18 protein-coding genes and 4 pseudogenes are annotated in these 17,380 nt (G+C 58.8%); 11 read left to right on the top strand and 11 right to left on the bottom strand.

The genetic code is table 11. The features are described 5' to 3' along the window. Positions 1-89: 89 nt before the first annotated feature. Entirely contained in the window at positions 90-320 is a 231-nt protein-coding gene (locus tag E1956_RS47245; RefSeq protein ID WP_232072605.1) for a hypothetical protein, read from the bottom strand. 775 nt (positions 321-1,095) lie between these two features. Here E1956_RS47245 and E1956_RS43815 point away from each other — a divergent pair. Further along, positions 1,096-1,815 carry a Crp/Fnr family transcriptional regulator gene (locus tag E1956_RS43815; RefSeq protein ID WP_134760136.1) on the top strand — a complete coding sequence of 240 codons (720 nt, stop codon included), beginning with the start codon at positions 1,096-1,098 and terminating at the stop codon, positions 1,813-1,815. Between the two features lie 639 nt (positions 1,816-2,454). Here E1956_RS43815 and E1956_RS43810 read toward each other — a convergent pair. Continuing rightward, a complete protein-coding gene (locus tag E1956_RS43810; protein ID WP_134760134.1) occupies positions 2,455-3,321 on the bottom strand; it encodes a PRC-barrel domain-containing protein in 867 nt (288 codons plus the stop codon). Between the two features lie 63 nt (positions 3,322-3,384). Continuing rightward, positions 3,385-3,966 (bottom strand): BPSL1445 family SYLF domain-containing lipoprotein, encoded by a 582-nt coding sequence (locus E1956_RS43805; RefSeq protein WP_134760132.1) that lies wholly within the window; start codon positions 3,964-3,966, stop codon positions 3,385-3,387. A 176-nt stretch (positions 3,967-4,142) separates the two neighbouring features. Here E1956_RS43805 and E1956_RS43800 point away from each other — a divergent pair, with 176 nt between their 5' ends. Next, positions 4,143-4,625, top strand: coding sequence for a type II toxin-antitoxin system HicB family antitoxin (locus tag E1956_RS43800; RefSeq protein WP_167760343.1), 483 nt, complete (start codon positions 4,143-4,145; stop codon positions 4,623-4,625). 87 nt (positions 4,626-4,712) lie between these two features. On the opposite strand, the gene E1956_RS43795 is transcribed toward E1956_RS43800, so the two are convergent. Continuing rightward, the gene (locus E1956_RS43795) at positions 4,713-5,066 is read right to left on the bottom strand and encodes a hypothetical protein (protein WP_232072603.1); all 354 of its coding nucleotides are present in this window, start codon (positions 5,064-5,066) and stop codon (positions 4,713-4,715) included. Between the two features lie 262 nt (positions 5,067-5,328). Between E1956_RS43795 and E1956_RS43790 the strand changes: the two genes are divergently transcribed. The 3 genes from E1956_RS43790 to E1956_RS43780 all read left to right on the top strand — a co-directional run bounded on the left by E1956_RS43790 (position 5,329) and on the right by E1956_RS43780 (position 6,279). Beyond that, complete coding sequence (locus tag E1956_RS43790; protein ID WP_418789386.1) at positions 5,329-5,544, top strand: SPFH domain-containing protein; 216 nt, start codon at positions 5,329-5,331, stop codon at positions 5,542-5,544. 148 nt (positions 5,545-5,692) lie between these two features. Beyond that, a complete protein-coding gene (locus E1956_RS43785; RefSeq protein ID WP_167760342.1) occupies positions 5,693-5,836 on the top strand; it encodes a hypothetical protein in 144 nt (47 codons plus the stop codon). Between the two features lie 86 nt (positions 5,837-5,922). After that, on the top strand, positions 5,923-6,279 hold the full coding sequence (locus E1956_RS43780; RefSeq protein WP_134760128.1) for a hypothetical protein: 357 nt from the start codon (positions 5,923-5,925) through the stop codon (positions 6,277-6,279). Between the two features lie 183 nt (positions 6,280-6,462). On the opposite strand, the gene E1956_RS43775 is transcribed toward E1956_RS43780, so the two are convergent. The 3 genes from E1956_RS43775 to E1956_RS43770 form a co-directional block, all read right to left on the bottom strand. Next, positions 6,463-6,717, bottom strand: a complete 255-nt coding sequence (locus E1956_RS43775) for a hypothetical protein (RefSeq protein ID WP_134760126.1) — start codon at positions 6,715-6,717, stop codon at positions 6,463-6,465. 455 nt (positions 6,718-7,172) lie between these two features. After that, on the bottom strand, positions 7,173-7,313 hold the full coding sequence (locus tag E1956_RS47240) for a hypothetical protein (protein WP_232072601.1): 141 nt from the start codon (positions 7,311-7,313) through the stop codon (positions 7,173-7,175). A gap of 366 nt (positions 7,314-7,679) precedes the next feature. Next, positions 7,680-7,865: a hypothetical protein gene (locus E1956_RS43770; protein WP_134760124.1), complete on the bottom strand. Its 186-nt coding sequence runs from the start codon at positions 7,863-7,865 to the stop codon at positions 7,680-7,682. A 490-nt stretch (positions 7,866-8,355) separates the two neighbouring features. Between E1956_RS43770 and E1956_RS43765 the strand changes: the two are divergent. From E1956_RS43765 to E1956_RS43755, 3 pseudogenes are all read left to right on the top strand, one after another. Then, a pseudogene (locus E1956_RS43765) lies at positions 8,356-8,491 on the top strand (DUF3096 domain-containing protein). Positions 8,492-8,673: 182 nt separating this feature from the next. Further along, positions 8,674-9,049: pseudogene (locus tag E1956_RS43760) on the top strand (SDR family NAD(P)-dependent oxidoreductase); the annotation flags it as partial. A 981-nt stretch (positions 9,050-10,030) separates the two neighbouring features. After that, positions 10,031-11,017: pseudogene (locus E1956_RS43755) on the top strand (MFS transporter). 912 nt (positions 11,018-11,929) lie between these two features. On the opposite strand, the pseudogene E1956_RS47235 reads toward E1956_RS43755, so the two are convergent. Next, a pseudogene (locus E1956_RS47235) lies at positions 11,930-12,127 on the bottom strand (MocR-like pyridoxine biosynthesis transcription factor PdxR); the annotation flags it as partial. Here E1956_RS47235 and E1956_RS43750 point away from each other — a divergent pair. After that, entirely contained in the window at positions 12,107-12,358 is a 252-nt protein-coding gene (locus E1956_RS43750) for a hypothetical protein (RefSeq protein WP_197733035.1), read from the top strand. The pseudogene E1956_RS47235 and the gene E1956_RS43750 overlap by 21 nt on opposite strands. Before the next feature lie 405 nt (positions 12,359-12,763). Here E1956_RS43750 and E1956_RS46565 read toward each other — a convergent pair whose 3' ends face one another. Then, positions 12,764-12,919 (bottom strand): hypothetical protein, encoded by a 156-nt coding sequence (locus E1956_RS46565; protein ID WP_167760341.1) that lies wholly within the window; start codon positions 12,917-12,919, stop codon positions 12,764-12,766. Between the two features lie 3 nt (positions 12,920-12,922). Here E1956_RS46565 and E1956_RS43745 point away from each other — a divergent pair, with 3 nt between their 5' ends. After that, positions 12,923-14,038 carry an ISKra4 family transposase gene (locus E1956_RS43745; protein ID WP_167760340.1) on the top strand — a complete coding sequence of 372 codons (1,116 nt, stop codon included), beginning with the start codon at positions 12,923-12,925 and terminating at the stop codon, positions 14,036-14,038. 172 nt (positions 14,039-14,210) lie between these two features. On the opposite strand, the gene E1956_RS43740 is transcribed toward E1956_RS43745, so the two are convergent. Together E1956_RS43740 and E1956_RS43730 are read right to left on the bottom strand one after the other, a co-directional pair. After that, positions 14,211-14,681: a DUF892 family protein gene (locus E1956_RS43740; RefSeq protein ID WP_167760339.1), complete on the bottom strand. Its 471-nt coding sequence runs from the start codon at positions 14,679-14,681 to the stop codon at positions 14,211-14,213. Positions 14,682-15,354: 673 nt separating this feature from the next. Further along, on the bottom strand, positions 15,355-15,639 hold the full coding sequence (locus E1956_RS43730; protein ID WP_134760120.1) for a hypothetical protein: 285 nt from the start codon (positions 15,637-15,639) through the stop codon (positions 15,355-15,357). Positions 15,640-16,760: 1,121 nt separating this feature from the next. Here E1956_RS43730 and E1956_RS43720 point away from each other — a divergent pair. Next, a complete protein-coding gene (locus E1956_RS43720) occupies positions 16,761-17,045 on the top strand; it encodes a hypothetical protein (protein WP_134760118.1) in 285 nt (94 codons plus the stop codon). Positions 17,046-17,380 lie beyond the last annotated feature (335 nt).

The following is a 17,380-nucleotide window of genomic DNA, read 5'->3' as shown; positions in this document are numbered from 1 at the left end:
ATGAGATCCGCTGTCGTTTGGGACAGGCGCAGATCAGTCGCGCAATGCTGGTAAATAATCTCGTCCGGCTATCCTGGCCGGTTGCCATGTCAGTCTGATGCATACTTGAGTTCGGGGAGTGCCTTCATGGACTCATGGGTCGCATCCGGCAATCGCAACTCCTTGTCGACGATCTGAATACTGCTGAAGGGAACGGCAACCCGATGAGCTGTCAGACCAGATCCGCCGCCAACCGAATGGATGAGATACGGCGTCGGGCTGGTGAGACCGACGATCAGATCATCGATCGTTCCGATCCTGTCCCTGCCGTTGTGGTACACCGACGCCACCCTTTCATCTTCGAGGCTCGATGCCCAGTGGTCACGTGCACCACTTCGACCCGCTTCGTGGCGATGGATTGCGGCGTCCCTTGAGCCCAGGTTGGCCCATTTATCACGGCTATTACCGAGAGGAACACAGCCAGTGGATGCCTGATCCGGGGCATGATGGCTTCGCTTTGGCGGCGATGCGATGCATTCATGCACAGGACTCGCTCGGGTGGAAGCCGTAGCCTCATAGTCCGTCGGGTAGCCTCGGTGAGGGTAAATTCCTGAAGTGTGTACCGACCGCATTGACCGGAATGAACCGGTCTGACAGGCTTAGAATAAGGTAGATTTGCGTGGCAGTCGGTACGGCATCGGACGGTGCGGTTATCTTGTTGCGCCGCTACCGTCGCGCGTCAGCATCGCCCCTGGATCGCGGTGAGACCGGTGGCAACGCGCCAGCGAACATTTCCTGTCTGTCGGCCTGGTGCCGTCCGGCAATACCCGAAACCACGGGCGGTCTGTGAATCGGCCACGCCATCGTGAGGGCAATGGTGCAATCCCAGGCACAGCGGTGTCGGCATTCTGCTCGGGGCGGGACAGTTGCGCGCCGTGCAGCACGGAATGTGCGTCCTATAGTTTGAGAAGCAGCGAGGTGGGCCGCGCATATCATGGCGGTACGCCGATGGGCGCCCTGGCTTCGGCCGCTTGACAGTATTTTCTGAATTCGGGAACGATCATGCGATGCGCCCTTCAGGGTCGCGGGTTCCGGTACGCATACATGGAGCAGGACATGACGGACGAACAGCGGTTGACCGGAAATCACTTGCTCTCGGTCCTTCCTGGGGCCGAGTGGGAGCGTCTCTCCCAGCAGCTGGTGCAGGTGGACATGCCGCTGGGGCAGGTTGTCTACGAATCGGGTGACCACCTCAGCCACGTCTATTTCCCGACGACATCGATCATCTCCCTGCTGTACGTAATGGAAAACGGCGCATCGGGGGAAATTGCCATCGTGGGCAACGAAGGGATTGTCGGCATCGCCATTTTCATGGGAGGCGAAACGACGCCAAGCCGCGCAGTCGTCCAGAGCGCGGGCAAGGCGTACCGTCTCGACACCCGCGTGCTCAAGGAGGAGTTTAATCGTGGTGGTCCGATGCAACGGCTGCTCCTGCGATATACCCAGGCACTGATCACGCAAATGGCACAGACCGCCGTGTGCAACCGTCATCATTCGATCGATCAACAGTTGTGCCGCTGGCTGCTGTTGAGCCTCGACCGCCTTCCATCCAACGAACTGAAAATGACCCAGGAGCTGATTGCCAACATGCTGGGCGTACGCAGACCGGGTGTCACCGAAGCAGCGATGAAGCTTCAGGAAGCCGGGTTGATCCGCTATAGCTACGGCCACATAGAGGTACTGGATCGGCCCGGGCTGGAAAAGCGCGTCTGCGAGTGCTACAGCGTGGTGAAGCGTGAATTCGACCGTTTGCTACCCGATCTGAAGGCGCTGTGATGGGCGAGGAACGCTGCTCGACTGCCGCCAGTAGCAGAGCGCAATAGCATTGCCTCACGGCAGCGGCGAGACGATCAGTTCGAGATGGACCAGATCCACAAGGAGGTTTTTTCCGCATCGAGATGGAGTCATTGTCCAATTGCGTACAGACGCGCGTCCCGACTTACGGAATCGTTGATGCATGGCCGACGCATACGTCGTATGCACTGCCGGGGCAGCGGCGAAGTGAGCAATGCGGCCGGCGACCCCGGAGATACGCAATGTGCCGCAGAACAGCAGCTCAAGCGAGACCGGCGGTCGAGAACGGCGCGGCGGGCGAGGGCCGAAGCGCGAAGAGTTGCGCGGAGCCTCGGACCATCACGGATGCCATGAAATTTTGATCAGAGCCGGAACTCAATCAGGGCCGGCAGTCCGTCCTGAAAGACGGAAACGGGGAAGCCGGCGAAGCGTCGGCTTTTTCATGAAAAATATTGGAATATCGCTTGAAGCACGAAGACATGCGCGCGATGGAGATCAACCAGGCGAGCGAAGAATCCGCGGCGACAGTCCGCCTTCGAGCGGGGAGGGTAGCCTGGTCAGCAAATGGGGAATTGCAACCCGCTCGGCCCGCTAGCAGACACTAGCGGGCATGCAGCGCGCTCATTCGTAGCGTGGCTGGCGGGATCCCGCCTGGATGTCCCGCGGATCGGCGTCCGGCTCACCTTCGAGGCGGCGAGGCAGCGGGAGTGCCCCAGCTTCCGACCAATATCCTTCGCGGTTGTAAAACTCGTGTAGCGCCACCTCGTAGCTTCGATGAACGGGTGTCGCGTCGTCGTAGGCCGGGCTACGCTGGATCGTATCGCGCGTGAGCGATGTCGATACGGTTGCGGCGAACCAGTCGACAAGCTCGATCCAGCGCGTAGCGATCAGGACTGGCCTCCCGCCGGGCCACCAGTTGCGGGTATCAACCTTCAGGTAGCGCATGACCCACGCCCGATCGTCAAAGATGAACCCCGACACGTGGCCGATAGTCCCGTCTGTCGTTTCGATGTGATAGCCCTTGACCTCGTCTGTGCTGCGTAAATGGACGTCCGGCAACGCCCGGTTGACGTGCGGGATGAGGTGTGGTGGGGCGGGTGCCGCGGGCCTCTGCGCCACGGGATCGAACGCCGGCCAGGCCCCCATTCCCCACAGATTCGGTCCATCCCAATACGTCGGATAGCTGTAGTAGCGCAGGTACTCGATTTCGTGCTGGCGCGATACCGGCTTGTGCGTGTCGAGCGTCGGACTGTCACGCACCTGTTGCCGCGTCAGATTCACATAGACCGTGTTGGATGACCAGTCCACGTGCTTGAGCGAGTAAGGCGAAACGAGCACCTGTCTGTCATGGAGCCAGTTTCCGGTCTCGACCACAAGGTAACGAATACCCCATGTCTCGTCGTCGAAATAGACCTGATAGATGCCGCCAATTTCGCCGTCCGAAGCACAGATGTCGCATCCGTGCAAATCCTTTATGCTTCGCAACATGACGCCTCCATGATGTCGAAACCGGCGCATCGATGGCATTCGGAGCGCCGGCCGCCACGTCAATCAGAGTGAATTGAGCCGTGTGATCCTGGTGCCTTCGAGCGATGCGCCGGCCATCAGGCCGGTGTTCGTCAGCACGAACGCATCGACCAGACCACTCGCGGTGCTCGTGTCGACGTTGCCGTTCGCGCCGATCTTCAGGATGGCGACAGATGCGTCTGCGCCCACTGACCAGCCGTCCGTGCTACGGAACTGCCTGAGAGATTCATCGGTCACGATCAGGAAGACGATTGCGCGGGACTGGGCGCCGATCTGCCAGCCGACTGAACCCGTCGCCGTGCTGTAGTTGCCAACCGTGTGACCGCCCACGCGCAGCGATCCTTCACCATACTGCCCGCCGACGACGAAGCCCGCTTCAATCACGGACGGGAATATCAGTACGCCTTTCGCTTTGGAAATGAGTTCGCGAGAGCCCTCTGCGTCGATATAAAGACGCGAAAGGGTCGAGTCGAAACCTGCGTCGATTGTTTGACGTTTGTCCATCTGCTCGCCACTAGCATCTGAAGGGCTGGGGGTGGTGCAGCCGGGCACGGCCAGGGCGAGGGCGAAAGCCGACGTGTTCCAGATTACGGTTCGTCCACGCATGACCTTCTCCTGATCAATCGATAATGCCTGCAACGTTATGCCGAATCTGCACGAGATGCGGTACGACACCGTACAAATTCGTTGTCCGATGGGTTGAATCGAGTGATCGAAGTACTGCAACAAGAATCGCGGCGCAGAGCGCGGGAAAGTCCCGCACCGTACAGACGTGCAACCGCATGGGCCGCATGATCGGGGTTCGCGCGAGGGACCTCTCTCGTGTCAGTGAGGAGACGCTTGTGCACTACCCCCTCTATGTTCAACGGCGCGACGGCAAAGGCTATCGCGGCACATTCGCGGATTTTCCATGGCTCGAAATGGAACGGGATACGATCGACGATCTGGCGCTAGTCGCACAGCGTCTCGTGCAACGGATGTATCACCGAAGTGCGCGCATTATCCCTGCGCCGACCAGCGATACGTCAAAGCTGCAGGCGCTCGAGATGGACGATGGCGATGGCTTGTGGATCTTCGTCGATATCGACCTCGCGGACGTCCAGTCGAGCTCCGTGTTCGTTCGGCTGAGCCTGGGCAAGCGCTTGCTGCAGGAGATCGACCAGTCGGCCCGACGGCATCATATGGGCAGGTCGGCCTATGTCGCACTCGCCTGCGTCCATGAACTGGCGCATGAGGGTGATGACCGCGCGCTCCCACGCCTCTGAACGAGAAGGATTGGGCGGGCTTCGTCCGGCGTGACGCGACGCTGGATTAGCAGAAGACCGGGTTCCGCGCGAATTGCCGTTCGGAACTCACAACTCGATGAACGGATTGCCCTTCTTCGTGGTCGGTGCTTGCGTCGCCGTGACCAGATGGTTTTGCAGCCAGTACGAGGCCTTGCTCAGGCCGACCGTGTGGTAATCGTCGCCGAGTTCGCAGACCAGTATCCGGTCATCCGATGCGATCGCTTCAGCAAAAGCGCTCGCCAGTTGTTTGGCGTCGCGGCTCGTGTTGAGAATCAGAAAGACCCCCATCCGATGCAGATGGACGAATTCATAGTCACCGCCCGATATCTTCATCACGATGTCCCGGATTCTCGCGTGCTGCTCAGTGGGCGTCACGATGAAGATGCTGACGAGGTAAGTCACTTTTTTGCTGATGACCATGAGTGCACCGTTGTGTCGTGGTTGAAGAGGCGGCTTCGGCAATACGCGTTGCGGAAGGGGGCGGCGGGAGCCGGAGCGCGGGCCGCTTGGCCCATAGGGATACGATGCTCGCGTGCGGGCGCGGAGTCGGTACGCTGCCGTACTGGCCTGCGACAGTGCCGTCCGGCGTGCGGCCACCCAACGCGCCGTACGTCACCGTACCGATTTTCATGAGGATGGAGCGCATCCTGAGATCCTTGGGGAAGCGGAGGCTGCAATTGCCATGAGCTTTGTCGAGGCCGCGAAGGTGTACGGCAATCGGCCGGGCGCGCTGCAACTTCGCGCCATGAATATCATCTACGAGACCACCAAGGAACGTGGTGCGACAACTCTCTTGCCGACATCGATGGTCGATAGCCTGAATCCGGCGCTCGCGTTCGCGATTGCTGGAAATGAACAAGTCGGCGCTTCGCTGACTGCACTCAAGACTGCAGCATGAGCAGGTGGAGTTCTGTTGTAGCCGGCGCCGGTCGAGCCGGTGGATCCGGGCGACGGACGTTTGATCCAGGGAGCGGAATTTTCGCCCTTGGTGTCGAAGCAGGCTTCGGCACCAACACTCTGAGCAACTGAACAGCGAAGGTCGCGCGATGATCGATCTGCATCATGTCTGCGCGGCCTTCGCAAAATGGCTCGCTGGCGTGTGGAATGGCCTGAGCGAGACCGACATTGCGCTGCTGAAGTCGATAGGTGCTGCCTTGTGGCGCGCGACGGGTATGCAAGACGGTATTTAGCCGGTCCTGGTTCGGTTCAGGCAGCCGCACATACTTAACCCCTGCCGGAACAGGGTGGGGATCTCGACCAAAACGCCGGAGGACATATGTACCCACTCCTTGAGTTTCTCGCGACGCTCCCGCAATTTCATGCCGACCGTCTCGCCTGCGAGATTGTTCACATCGGGACAGGCTGTGTGCTTTCCATGGAAGACCGCGACCCATTGCCCCAAGAGGCGATGCTCAGAGCACGTTGGCCCGGACAGCTCGAGAATGAATATCGTCAGATTGAGGGCCTTGACGCAATGAACTTCTATATGCGCGAAGCCAGGAAATATGGGGCCGAAGTGTCGTCTATAAACCGCGCGATTGCTATTCTTGATCAGGCAATGGGCGGCTCGACGGCATTTTCTGCCCCAGTCCAATCACGTGATGCATTCCTGGGCGTTCCACGCAACAAATAGGCAGATCCTCCCTCGCAGATGGTTGTGGCCGAAGAGCGCGCCGGGCCAGTCCGGCAACTTGCGCGATCGTCGGCATCCGGAGATCGACCGAGGGCAGCGGCTACACCTGAGTCTCGAACCGTCGCGACCATCCGCTGACGCCATAGTCGACCGATCCGGTGAGCGACCACCCGCAGAGGTATTTTACGTTCGCGACGACGATGCCGGCGTGTTGTGGCGGAATCGAAGGTCTTCGATGCGGGGCCGCTGCTCGACCTCGTCGAGCAGATCGAGCAGCCGGGCTATGCGCCGCGCTCCCGAAGGAATGACGTATTGGTCGGCCAATAACGCTGCTATCCGGTTTCTCCAATAGGACATTGCGAAAAGGCCGTCCCGGGAAAATAACGGGGAGATCAGTTCGAGATGCGTCAGCTCCTTTTCGAATTGATGATGCAGCATGGCAGTCCTCGAGACGGTGAGCTTAACGGATCGAGTGGATTGTTCTCAGTCCGGCTTCGGATGTCTGCACGCTACCGTACTGATTCTTCCTCGGGTGGAAGACAAGCCTCGAGCCGTTACGGTGTCCCTTGGTATCGCGACCGGTGGAGAGGGGCACGCCTTTGGAGTGATAGCGAACGCACTCGCATCACATCAGGCACGGTCATGACCGGTGCCGTGCGGGCGTTCAACGTGCAACTGGAGGGGGCGTCTTGCCGAGCTTACGGTTGTTTCGCTGCTCGGTACGCTCATTTATTATCAGGCATCGGACAAGTTGTTTCACAACCCGTACATGCCACTCATGCCGGTTATCGGGGTGAGCGATACGTTTGTATTTGTGCCGCTAATCTGGCTGGGTGGAGCGATGAAATGTGACGCCCCTCATGACTCTGCCAGGAGTACGCACGGGAAGCCTGCTATTTCTTCTTTGCTGGCTTGCTGGTTACAGTGGTTTTCGACGGTGTCGGCCATGCCCCCTCTACAGTAGGAGACAGCAATTTTTTGGGTTGCTTGGGCTTCTTTGCCTCACGGTTACCACGCAGTTGACTCTTTGCCATGATATTTCTCCCATCTTTCAGTCGCGGAAGCAGCTGCCATGTCACTATTCTGGGCCTGTCGGGGAACCTTGTCGCTACTTATTTTGCGGTGAGACAACGCGAGTGGATTGATCCAGTACCTCCGGACACGCCTCACTCCAAAGTCGATACACGAAGCCGGCGCAGAAACTCTCAGGCGAGTGGAGCTTTACTCCACGGTAATGGAGCTTCTCAGGAAAGCGCGTGGGAATAATGCCAACAGGCATACTTAACACACGCGATTGTGTAACTGTTTTGCGGGCCGCCTTTATATGACCCTCTTGCCAGCCCCAGAATTCGGTTACGGTTGTGGTCGAAGACTGCCAGCAACGCGTTGCTTTTCCTCGTCTAATTGCTGGTACAGACATATCGCCACTTGCTGGCGTTGACATCGAGGCGAGCGTCATTATCGCGGCGCTTCTGGGCGCGTTCGTTTTCCGCCTTCTCCAGGACAGCGGCGCGCGCCTTCTGGGTGCTGGCGAAGTCGCACTGCCTGATGGGTGAAGCTGAATACGCTTTGGTTCGTTGGCGCATGCTGATTCCATAAAAAATTAAAAAGGGAGCCTCAATTGCGAGCTTGGCGGCGGCACTCGTTACGCACACCGAATTTCGGTCCGTCCCCACGGCGCAACCCAAGTTCGTCCTCCTGCAGATCACGGAGTGTCGCCCGGTCTGATTACTGATTGAAATCGTCCCGATCCGGGAAATTTGTGGGAAAGCGTCTTAAGTGCCCGGCAAACCGATTAATGCAGGGCTAAAGCCAAACGGACGGCGCACGAAATTGGTCGCTCCCATTCTGCAGTCGGGATCGTTATAACATGCTTTTTGGGAAGCCGCGTTAGCCGAAGGATTCGCGCGACGTCGATGCAGAGCCAGTGGCTAAGGACACACCGAACGTTATGACTATGCGCTCTTTAGTGTAGCAAAGCAAGTGCAATCGCAATAAGTTTGCAGGGGATTTTCCGGGGGGCGCTGCTCAGCACCTGCGTAGGGCTCGTTTCGGACATTTGGGACGGAGGATGTCATGCAATTTTTCACAAGCACTGGTCTGCTGGTCTCGTTGATTGCGGGAATCCTGATTTTTGTGGTTCCACGCCTTTTGAACTCTCTACTTGACCGTCATCAGGCTGCTGGGGCTTTTTGGTAGCCATATTCGCTGAATCAGGCCGCGGCTGCGACGGTTGCGTTGCGCGTCCAGCGGCCTCAAAGGTGCTTCGGTACTGTGGTGGGCATCATAGGGTACAGCGATATTTTTTCGAGTTCTGATTGCTCAACCAAGAGAATTGGCATGACTAATTTGATTTTAAAAATAAAATGAGAAATTGTTAATTCGTATTCCTATGCGCTCGCGATGACGGCCAACGAGCCCGACGAGACCGGCGAGCGCGGCGTGATCATCAACACGTCCTCCGGCGCGGCAGGGGCAGATGGGGCAGGCGGCGTACAGCGCGAGCAAGGCGGGCGTGATTGGCATGACGCTGCCGATATCGCGCGACCTGGCCGAACACGGTATTCGCGTGGTGTCGGTCGCGCCGGGGCTGTTCGAGTCGGGCATGTCTGCCGGCATGCCGCAGAAGGTCTCGGACGGCCTGCTCGAGAAGATGCTGTTCCCACGCCGTATGGGCAGGCCCCCGGAATTCGCGGGCCTCGTGCGGCATATCGTTGAAAATGCGTATCTGAATGCCATGACGATCGATATCGATTGCGGCATGCGCTGACGGATGCCGTCCGGTACGGTATGTGTGGACAGGTCGATTCCAGAGGTCAGGAGAGCGCCTTGAAAGTATTGATAGCAGTCAAGCGGGGAGTGGACGCCAATTGGTCTGCGAGGTCTGGGGTGTCTGATTGGCGAACGAGAAACGCAGGACGGCCAGAAACGTACGCGTATCAGTCGTACGTTGCGAAAATGTGACAACGGGACGGAGTCAGCAAGGACGCGCGAGCGGGGCGCGCGGCATTTCCCCTGGTCTCTCGGTCCACTATGTTCCGCCGTTCGCTGTGGGTAGAGCTGGGGGTAGCCTCGCACCCCCGAATCGGGAATCCCTTGCGGGGTGGGCCTCTGCGGCCTGAATGAGAACCCGACCCGTCCATGAGGCAAACGATTGCTCGGTTAATAGGGAATGGACCGGGTTCACTTAATTTAACATAATACCAATTTGGCGCACGTTTATTTAGGTTTGCAAACATTAATTTCCGGCGCGTGAAGATTAAATCCTGAAAAGCTCCGAACTACGGCACGCGTCGTCAATAATTTCTCCCATCGTCGGTCTATTGTGACGATTCTCTGCCTGTAAAGCCGATAATACGGATGATAAGACTTAGCGACGTTTGCAAACCTGAAAATTGGACCGGACGCGCTCACACAAAGCCGTGACGGCATTGCAGCAACAGGGAGCGGCTCGACCCCGACATCGGGTTGCCGCTCGTCGCGCGCCGTTTGCCACAGCGCTGCACGACGTCGAGCTGCTGCGCCTGAACTTCGGCGTGCCGCGCCCGGACCGCGTCACCGGGCGAAGCTCATGGTCTCCGCTGAACAAGGTGATCCTCGTCGACAATCTTGGCGAGCCTGAAGCTGAGTTCAAAAGGAGGTCGTGCTACACGCCACTCAGACGGCACTGTTTCTCATCGTTCTGCGCAGGCTCGTGGGCGCGGGCCTGCCGATCGGCTACAAGAACAAGGCGTTCGGCGAGTTCAAGGAAATGACCGAATGGCACTGCGTGATCTTCGCGCTGCGCATGCCGGGCCTCTTCAAGATCATTCCGGTGTTTTCGGGCTACGCGAAAACCATCCTCGGCGGCGACAACGTGCTGCTCGTCGGGATCGCGCTCGGCGCCTACGTCTCGCGACCGGCAGCTTCGTCGCGGCGGGGGCGCACGACATGATGTGGATCATCGTCGGCCGGGTGATCCAGGGCATGGGCAGCACCGCACCAAGGCCATGGCGATGGTGGGCAGCTCGATTGGCATGTCCTTCGCGGTCGCAATCGTGGGCGCGCCCATCGTGTTCCATTGGCTGGGCATGAGCGGCCTGTTCGCGCTCGTCGGCGTGTTCTCGATCCTGGCGGTCGGCGTTGTGCTGTGGATCGTGCCCGATGCGCCCAAGCCCGCGCACGTGCGCGCGCCGTTCGCCGAAGTCCTGCACAACGTGGAGCTGCTGCGCCTGAACGTCGGCGTGCTCGTGCTGCAAGCCACACAGACCGCGCTCTTTCTCGTCGTGCCGCGCCTGCTCGTGGCGTCGCACTGGAAGGTCTATCTGCCGGTGCTGGGCCTTTCGTTTGTCCTGATGGTACCCGCCATCATCGCCGCGGAAAAGCGGGGCAAGATGAAGGCCGTGGTCGTCTCGGCCATTGGGCTTATCCTGATCGGCCAGCTTCTGCTTGGCTCGCTTGCGCATACCATTGCAATTGTGGCGTCCGTGCTGTTCGTGTACTTCCTCGGGTTCAATATCCTGGAGGCCTCGCAGCCCTCGCTGGTGTCCAAGCTCGCGCCGGGCAACCGCATGGGCGCGGCTACAACACCACCCAGGCGATCGGGCTCGTGCTCGGCGGCGTGGTGGGCGGGTGGCTGCTCAAGCGCGAGAGCGCGAGCGCGGTGTTCTAAGCGTGCTCGGGGCTCGTGCTGTGCTGGCTTATAATCGCAGCCAATATGCACGTGTTGCCCCAAAGAGCAATTCGGGCAAGTGATTGAGAAACGCACATAACAGTGCGCTGGTATCACCCCCAATTTAGGGAAGTGGTCCAAACCCTGTTAGCATTGATTTGGGCGTTATGCTTGTGCGCCCAAAAAGGAAACGGCGCGAGAATTTCGCGCCGTTTTGTGAAGGGGAAGGGAACCGTCCTGAATCTTTCCAGGAACCTGGACGGCCCCTTCGAGCCATGCAACCCACTTTTAGGGAGGGCACATGGGTACAGCAAACCTGTACTTGCTCCTTGCCGTTGCGTACTACTGCGCCGGCTCGGTGTGCGTCGCCATTGCGTTGACTCATTGAGCCGAACTATGCGCAACTGTGTCGGGTTTTAGATTTCTTAAAACGCTGTTGGTTTTTCAAACAACACAGTCAGGTTAGCACAGTCAGTAGAGAGCTGACGTTTTATCCCGAGGGGCCCGCTTGCGGGCCTCTTTTCATCCACTCGCCCGCCGGCGAGAAAGATATCGCATCGCGCCCGGATATTACGCCCCATACTGCACGCCGTCGAGGGTTTCGTCGTGTTCGCCTATCAACGCGCGGGGCCGACGGCGCCTGATCGTCTCACGCTAAAAAAGCCCGCGCGCTTGGCGGCGCGGGCGTGGAGGGCTCAAGCGTGTTTAAGTAGGCATTCAAATCGCGGTGTTGAGCCGCACCTCTCGGGCGCGTGCGCGCGTTACGCTGTATCGGGATAACCCGGACGGACCGGGTGAGGTCAAAGAGCGCACCCCGCCGGCCGGAGGTGTCGTCCGCCTGACGCACATACTATATGAGTGAATTGTTACTCATAACACAAACGATTAATCCGGGTCGTATTGATTTGAATGCCACGGCTTGCGTGTGGCGGTATGTGTCGGGGTTCCTGGCTAGCTAACCGGGTGGTGCGAAGACGTCGTGCCTCTCTGCAAGAGCGCTCAGGATTTCGCGGCACGCCTGATGATTTTCGCCTGGCGTTGAGCGCCATCGTGCATCTGCGAACTGCTGAACCCACCAAATCCAAGGACGAGTCCCGGGCATGCGGTCCCTGGTGCGAACATTGGAGACACCGGTCGCACCGCGACGCGTTCCTGAGCGGCCGGTTGGACCACGGCGTGGTCGCCCAGACCCGCCGCTCTTCCGCCGCAGCCGAACCGAGCTGGGAAACTGTTTCCGCTGCCCTGAAAGCGCCGCTTCTGGATCCTGACGCACTGTCCGATGAACTGTTTGCCCTCCGCCTGGAGATTTACCGCGACCCGCGCATGAAGGCCGCGATGCCTCGTCTGCTGGCCTTCTCACTGGGCGACCAGACCCTCAGTGAGGAACAGTGGCGCAGTCTGACTGCTGCCTGTTGTCAAACGGACTAAAGTTGGTACGAATTTGCTACTAAAGCTGAGACTTTTCTGGTTTCAGTAGGATGTAGCAATGTTGGGCCCTAAGGGGCAAGGGGTTGCGGGCGATGAGAGTGTGCAAAACCCGGGGAGGCCTCCAGGGAGGGGCGCGCTCGCGCATCCAGACGCGGGGCCGGCTTCGTGCAGGATACGCTGATCGAAATCGCAACGATGGGAGCAAACGATGCGGCTAATCATCGAAGCAAGGATGGCAGACGAGGACAGCGACACGGTTCATGACGGTGACGGAGTCCTCGCGGTGGTTGAGCGCCGTGACTGCAGTCTTGCGCACCTGGGCTTGACCCTCGCGGAGGGACGATCGCTGCTGGCCAAGGTGTAGGCCGGGCTGATTTCGAAACAGGTGGAGTGGTGGTTCTCGGGTCAGACCCATTGCCGGCGCTGTGGCGCGGCGTTGAGCCACAAGGACAGCCGCTCGACGGTGCTGCGCACCGTGTACGGCAAGGTGACGGCGAAGAGCCCGCGGCTATGGTCGTGTGCTTGCCAGCAGGCTCGCGGGCGCCGCGGCGTGTGGTGCATCCCTTGTCCAAGGTTCTGACCAACCATACCACGCCGGAGCTGGAATACCTCCAGGCGGAGTGGGCAGCCCATCTGCCGTACCGGCAGGCGACGGCCATGCTCAAGGAAGTGCTGCCGCTGGACAAGTGCATTTCGTTCAGCGGCACCCGGAATCGGATTCACGCTCTCGGAAAACAACTCGACGCCGACATCAAGCGTGACATCGCCAAGTTGCCCCAGGCCGGTGCAGACGGACAGGTTCGCAAATCCAGCCATGTCATTTCCGTGAGCGTAGACTCGGCATGGTTGTGGCATTGCGGCTCCGGGGGAGGCCTTGGGCTGCGTAACGTGAACATCGTCGCCGGGCGAGCGATGTTCAAAGATGGTCCCCCAAAGTTGTACGCCTATGTGCACAAGGAAGTCATCTCGGCTGCAGCGCGACTCGATCAGTTTCTCAGCCGAAACGGCGTGGGGACCGATGAACGCGTGACCGTGATCAGCGACGACGCTGGCGAATTCGAGAAGGCCGTACAGGGCAGTCAGCTGGCTCGCAACCAGATCCTCGACTGGTTCCACATCGCGATGAAGTTCCAGGCGGCGCAGCGTTCCGTGTTCGGCAGCAAGATGATCGACCCGATGGAACGGCAGTCGGTGGAGACCGAAATCATCCACGCCAAGTGGCTAGTCTGGCATGGCAAGGGCAGCAAGGCGGTGGAGCGGATCAAGGCACTGAACGGTCGCCTGCTGACGAGGGAAGGATACGAATTCAGCACGTTGTGGTGGAACCTGAACACCGTCTCTTGCTATCTGAGGAACAACGCGCACACGTTGGTCAACTATGGCGCCCGGCATCGCAATGGCCTGCCGATCAGCAGCAGCATCGCCGAGTCCGCGGTGAACCAGGTCATCAGCCATCGCATGGCCAAGAAGCGACAGATGCGCTGGAGTGACGAAGGGGCGCACTGCATGGCGCAGGTCAGGGTCGCGGTTTTGAACGGAGAATTCTCGCCCCACCGCATCCTGGCGCTCGAGATGGCGGCCTCGCATCACGGTAAATGCATCGGAGCAGCACCGCCACGTCGGCACCGACCACCGAACAAATCAGACCCTGCAACCATGCCGAAAACTATGGATGCCTAACGAAATCGTCATCCCAAGTTTTACACACTCTCATTGACAGCTGTGTGAGGAGCGAAATGCATCCAACAGGTGGGGAAGTTTACAATCGCTTTGATCCGTGCCGTTACCTCCATGGCTGTTCCAGCAATGACACATCGGAGGGGGGCGGAAGGTCCCTAGCTGCGCATCGTCGTCAGTCTGGCCTTGGCTGATCGCATGAAGATGTCAGTGCCTCCAGCGACGTGGCCATTGACGACTTCTCTGCCTGAATGCCCTCACAAACAAACCTTGTTTCGAAGAAACCGCCGGTTTCAGCTGAAGCGATCACGGAAGGATAAAGTTCAATTTCCTGACGTATGCATGTGCGCACGTGAGCTAATCCGCGATGCGCATCTTCCGTTGAAGGATCCCCCGGATATTGTGAGGTTAAAAAGTCGCCTTCCTGCGGTTGCTGAATATGTGTCCTTTCCTCTATCCGTGCAAGGCACTCGGCGAGCAGGCGTTGATGCTCAAGCGTTTTCGCCAGTAGAGCTTCAATCGCGGCAGACAATTGCCCGCGATCGGGGTGACGCTCGAGGAACGCCATGAGCAACTCTGCCGTGCCTTGCTCGCACATATAGGCGCCGCGCAGCAGGCAAAGCAATTCCTCTCGACGGGTACTCACGAGGAATCGCCGTTTCGTAATCGCGTCGACAAACAAGAATGCCCATTGCTGCGAGACGCCACGAGAGAAAAGTAGTTCATAGTAATTTATTGAAGGATATTGATATTCGCTATTCGAATTAGGGGCAGTAAAGGGCCCAGCGAATACTGAAGGCAGGGCGCGTGATAGATCGGCGGAAATCTGAAATCCCTGTCTACCAAATTCAAAATAGACACCGCACGAGATACGGTCAAGGCATTCCTGGTAACACTTGGCATTTCTCGTAACACTTTTCAATCCGGAAAATCCGTCTGTCGATCGATGGCGATGACGCAGCCAGCTATCGCAGTCAGTGACGATCGTTCCAGGGAGCACGTCGACTGCGGCCTGACCTGCCGCTCCAGCGAAAGGTACGTCCCTTGGCGTGTACAGGGGCATTGTGGAGCGGAATTCGACCTTCGCGTTCTCCCACGACGTAAGGTTTGTGGCCGCCCTTGATCTGAAACGTTACATCTTTGAGGTCTCCTGCGGAGTGACCTAGTTCGACGTGGATCTCGAATCCGCGATTCTCGATCATCCGATACATGGAGCACTCCATTGAATTGATGGCTGGATACGCCGTGCGAGGCGACCGACAAATGAACGCTTTGGTGGATGAGTTCCCCGTCGGCAAGGAGTGTGCACGCTGGCGCAGTTAGAGAGCGGTCAACAACCGGAGTTGATGTTCACTTTCGGCCCCGCGAACCAGTGCGTAGGCCCGCACCTCGGCGCGCTCAAGGAGCGAAATGAATTCCGAGCCGGAAAAAGCGTTCCACGCGTCACCCGCAATTGAAGTCGGCGCGCCGCGAGCTCTCGCGAACGCTCGCAGGAGAAGGCTGGCCTCGCGGCGCAGGACATGGCGGTCGGCGTTCAGAACGTAGGGCGGACATTCATTACGTAAACCGAGGTAGTACGGAATCTCATTGCGATCATCTTGCATGGAGGCGATACCAGCGCGGAAGAATGCGTGCGTTCAGCTTCTCGCGCCGCCGTGGCCGACTGCTGCTTTTGACCGAACGAAGAAATGCGCCGAAGGATACTCTCCGCCGGTGGCCATTTTTCTGAAACAACGCCGGTCAAATCGGCCATCAAGGAGGGAGCAACTTGCCGCTTGAGCAAATCGGCTCTGAAGCCACACGCCAGCAGCCCTATCACGTGTCGATGACCGAAGCTTCGCTCACCTTTCCGTCGATGAGGTCCTTTCCCTGATGCTGGGCGGCACGCCTCGCCATACCGAAGTCGGAGAATGCATGCGGTTGGTTCAGCCTCAAAACACGGCTTGCGGTGAAAGTTGCTGTCGCGCCCGGGCGGCATAACTGTACCGCAATTTCCTACCCTTCGGCGTAACGGGAATGTCCGTCAAAGCGACTGAATGTGTGGGCGAAGACGAGGGGATGAAGTTCATATCCCTTGTAAAGAAGAAGCGGGTGTGTCGACATGCTGGTCACTCCACAAGGGACGACTCACTATACCCTGGAACGAGCAACGTAGCGCGGCGCGGAGACTGTTACCAGAATTGAATTGACCGAATGTGACCTCGCGCGTATGGTGAATCTGGAGGTCTGCAAAGCGGTTTGCTGCCCGTACGGCAGTCGGCTATTTAAGATGACCTGATGACGGCTATCAGCCTCGGTCCTCCTCCACTGTACGTGGCGAGTTCTTCAAGAACATTCACCGACCCCACGCCCGCTTGTCGCGCGATGAGGCGGATCCAGGATACCGGCTGCGTCGCACATGCGACTGATGCGCCCCCCCCCATGATGTGGCGAATGTAAGGCGAGGCTGGCAGTGCCCCGCTTCGTTAGCTCAGGGCTGCGCGGTGTTCGATCCAGCAGACGTAAGCGGAATGCCGGCTGCGCGAGCGCTTGCCGATGTGAGGCACGACGCTCGCTGGCAGGGCCGTCGCGAAGCCGCTTAAATCACTGTCTTGCCTGTGTCCGAGTTTTACGCCAAGAAACCCGCGTCGGGCCGCTCCGCCTCGTTGCTGTGGCTCATCAGCCGTTTCGGATATCGCAAGTGATCAAAAAACGGTTGCGTGCTGTGGCCAGAAGGAGTTACCTGATGACAACCATTCGGTATTATCGAGGTCTCGATATTGCCCTGCTCGTGTATCCCCATCGCCCGACCCAGACGGGATATGGTCACAATTACGAGGAGGGGTTCGACGCGTCGATTCGTATCAGCGAACCAGATTCCGTGATAGACAGTCCCCGGAGCCGCTTATTCCGTGTGCCCGGCAAGCGTCCTTTCCTGAATGCCGGCGACGCACGGCGCGCGTCCGTGGCCTACGCCGAAATGTTGATTGATGGTGACGGGGCTGATCGCACCATCTGGGAATCCGCTTGAGTGGTCCAACCACAGCAGACCACGCGTCAGGATGCGCTCGCGCGCCAGCGAACAGGATGATCGGGGCGATTCTGTCGTGTCATGGAGTTGCGTCTCGCGATTCCATCGGTCATTGTGATCACGGTCACATCAGGAGTGTCGATGAATTCTTGCATGACCGAGCCGGATTCCGGAGCTGGATCGAGCGAGGATGCACTCGAATTCTATCGCAGTTCTAACGGTGATAGATGGCTTCTGTGCCGCGGTGGGCACAAAACTACCGTCGTGCGCAACGTGCCGAATTCGGCGTCGTCGGGCGTCGTATCGGAACTTGCGGTTGCGGCGTTTCTATCGTC

This window comes from Paraburkholderia pallida, assembly GCF_004524855.1.
In the GTDB taxonomy this organism is placed as follows: Bacteria; Pseudomonadota; Gammaproteobacteria; order Burkholderiales; family Burkholderiaceae; genus Paraburkholderia; species Paraburkholderia oxyphila.
The sequence above is the reverse complement of the archived record's forward strand: the minus strand, read 5'-3'. Positions and strand labels throughout refer to the sequence as shown.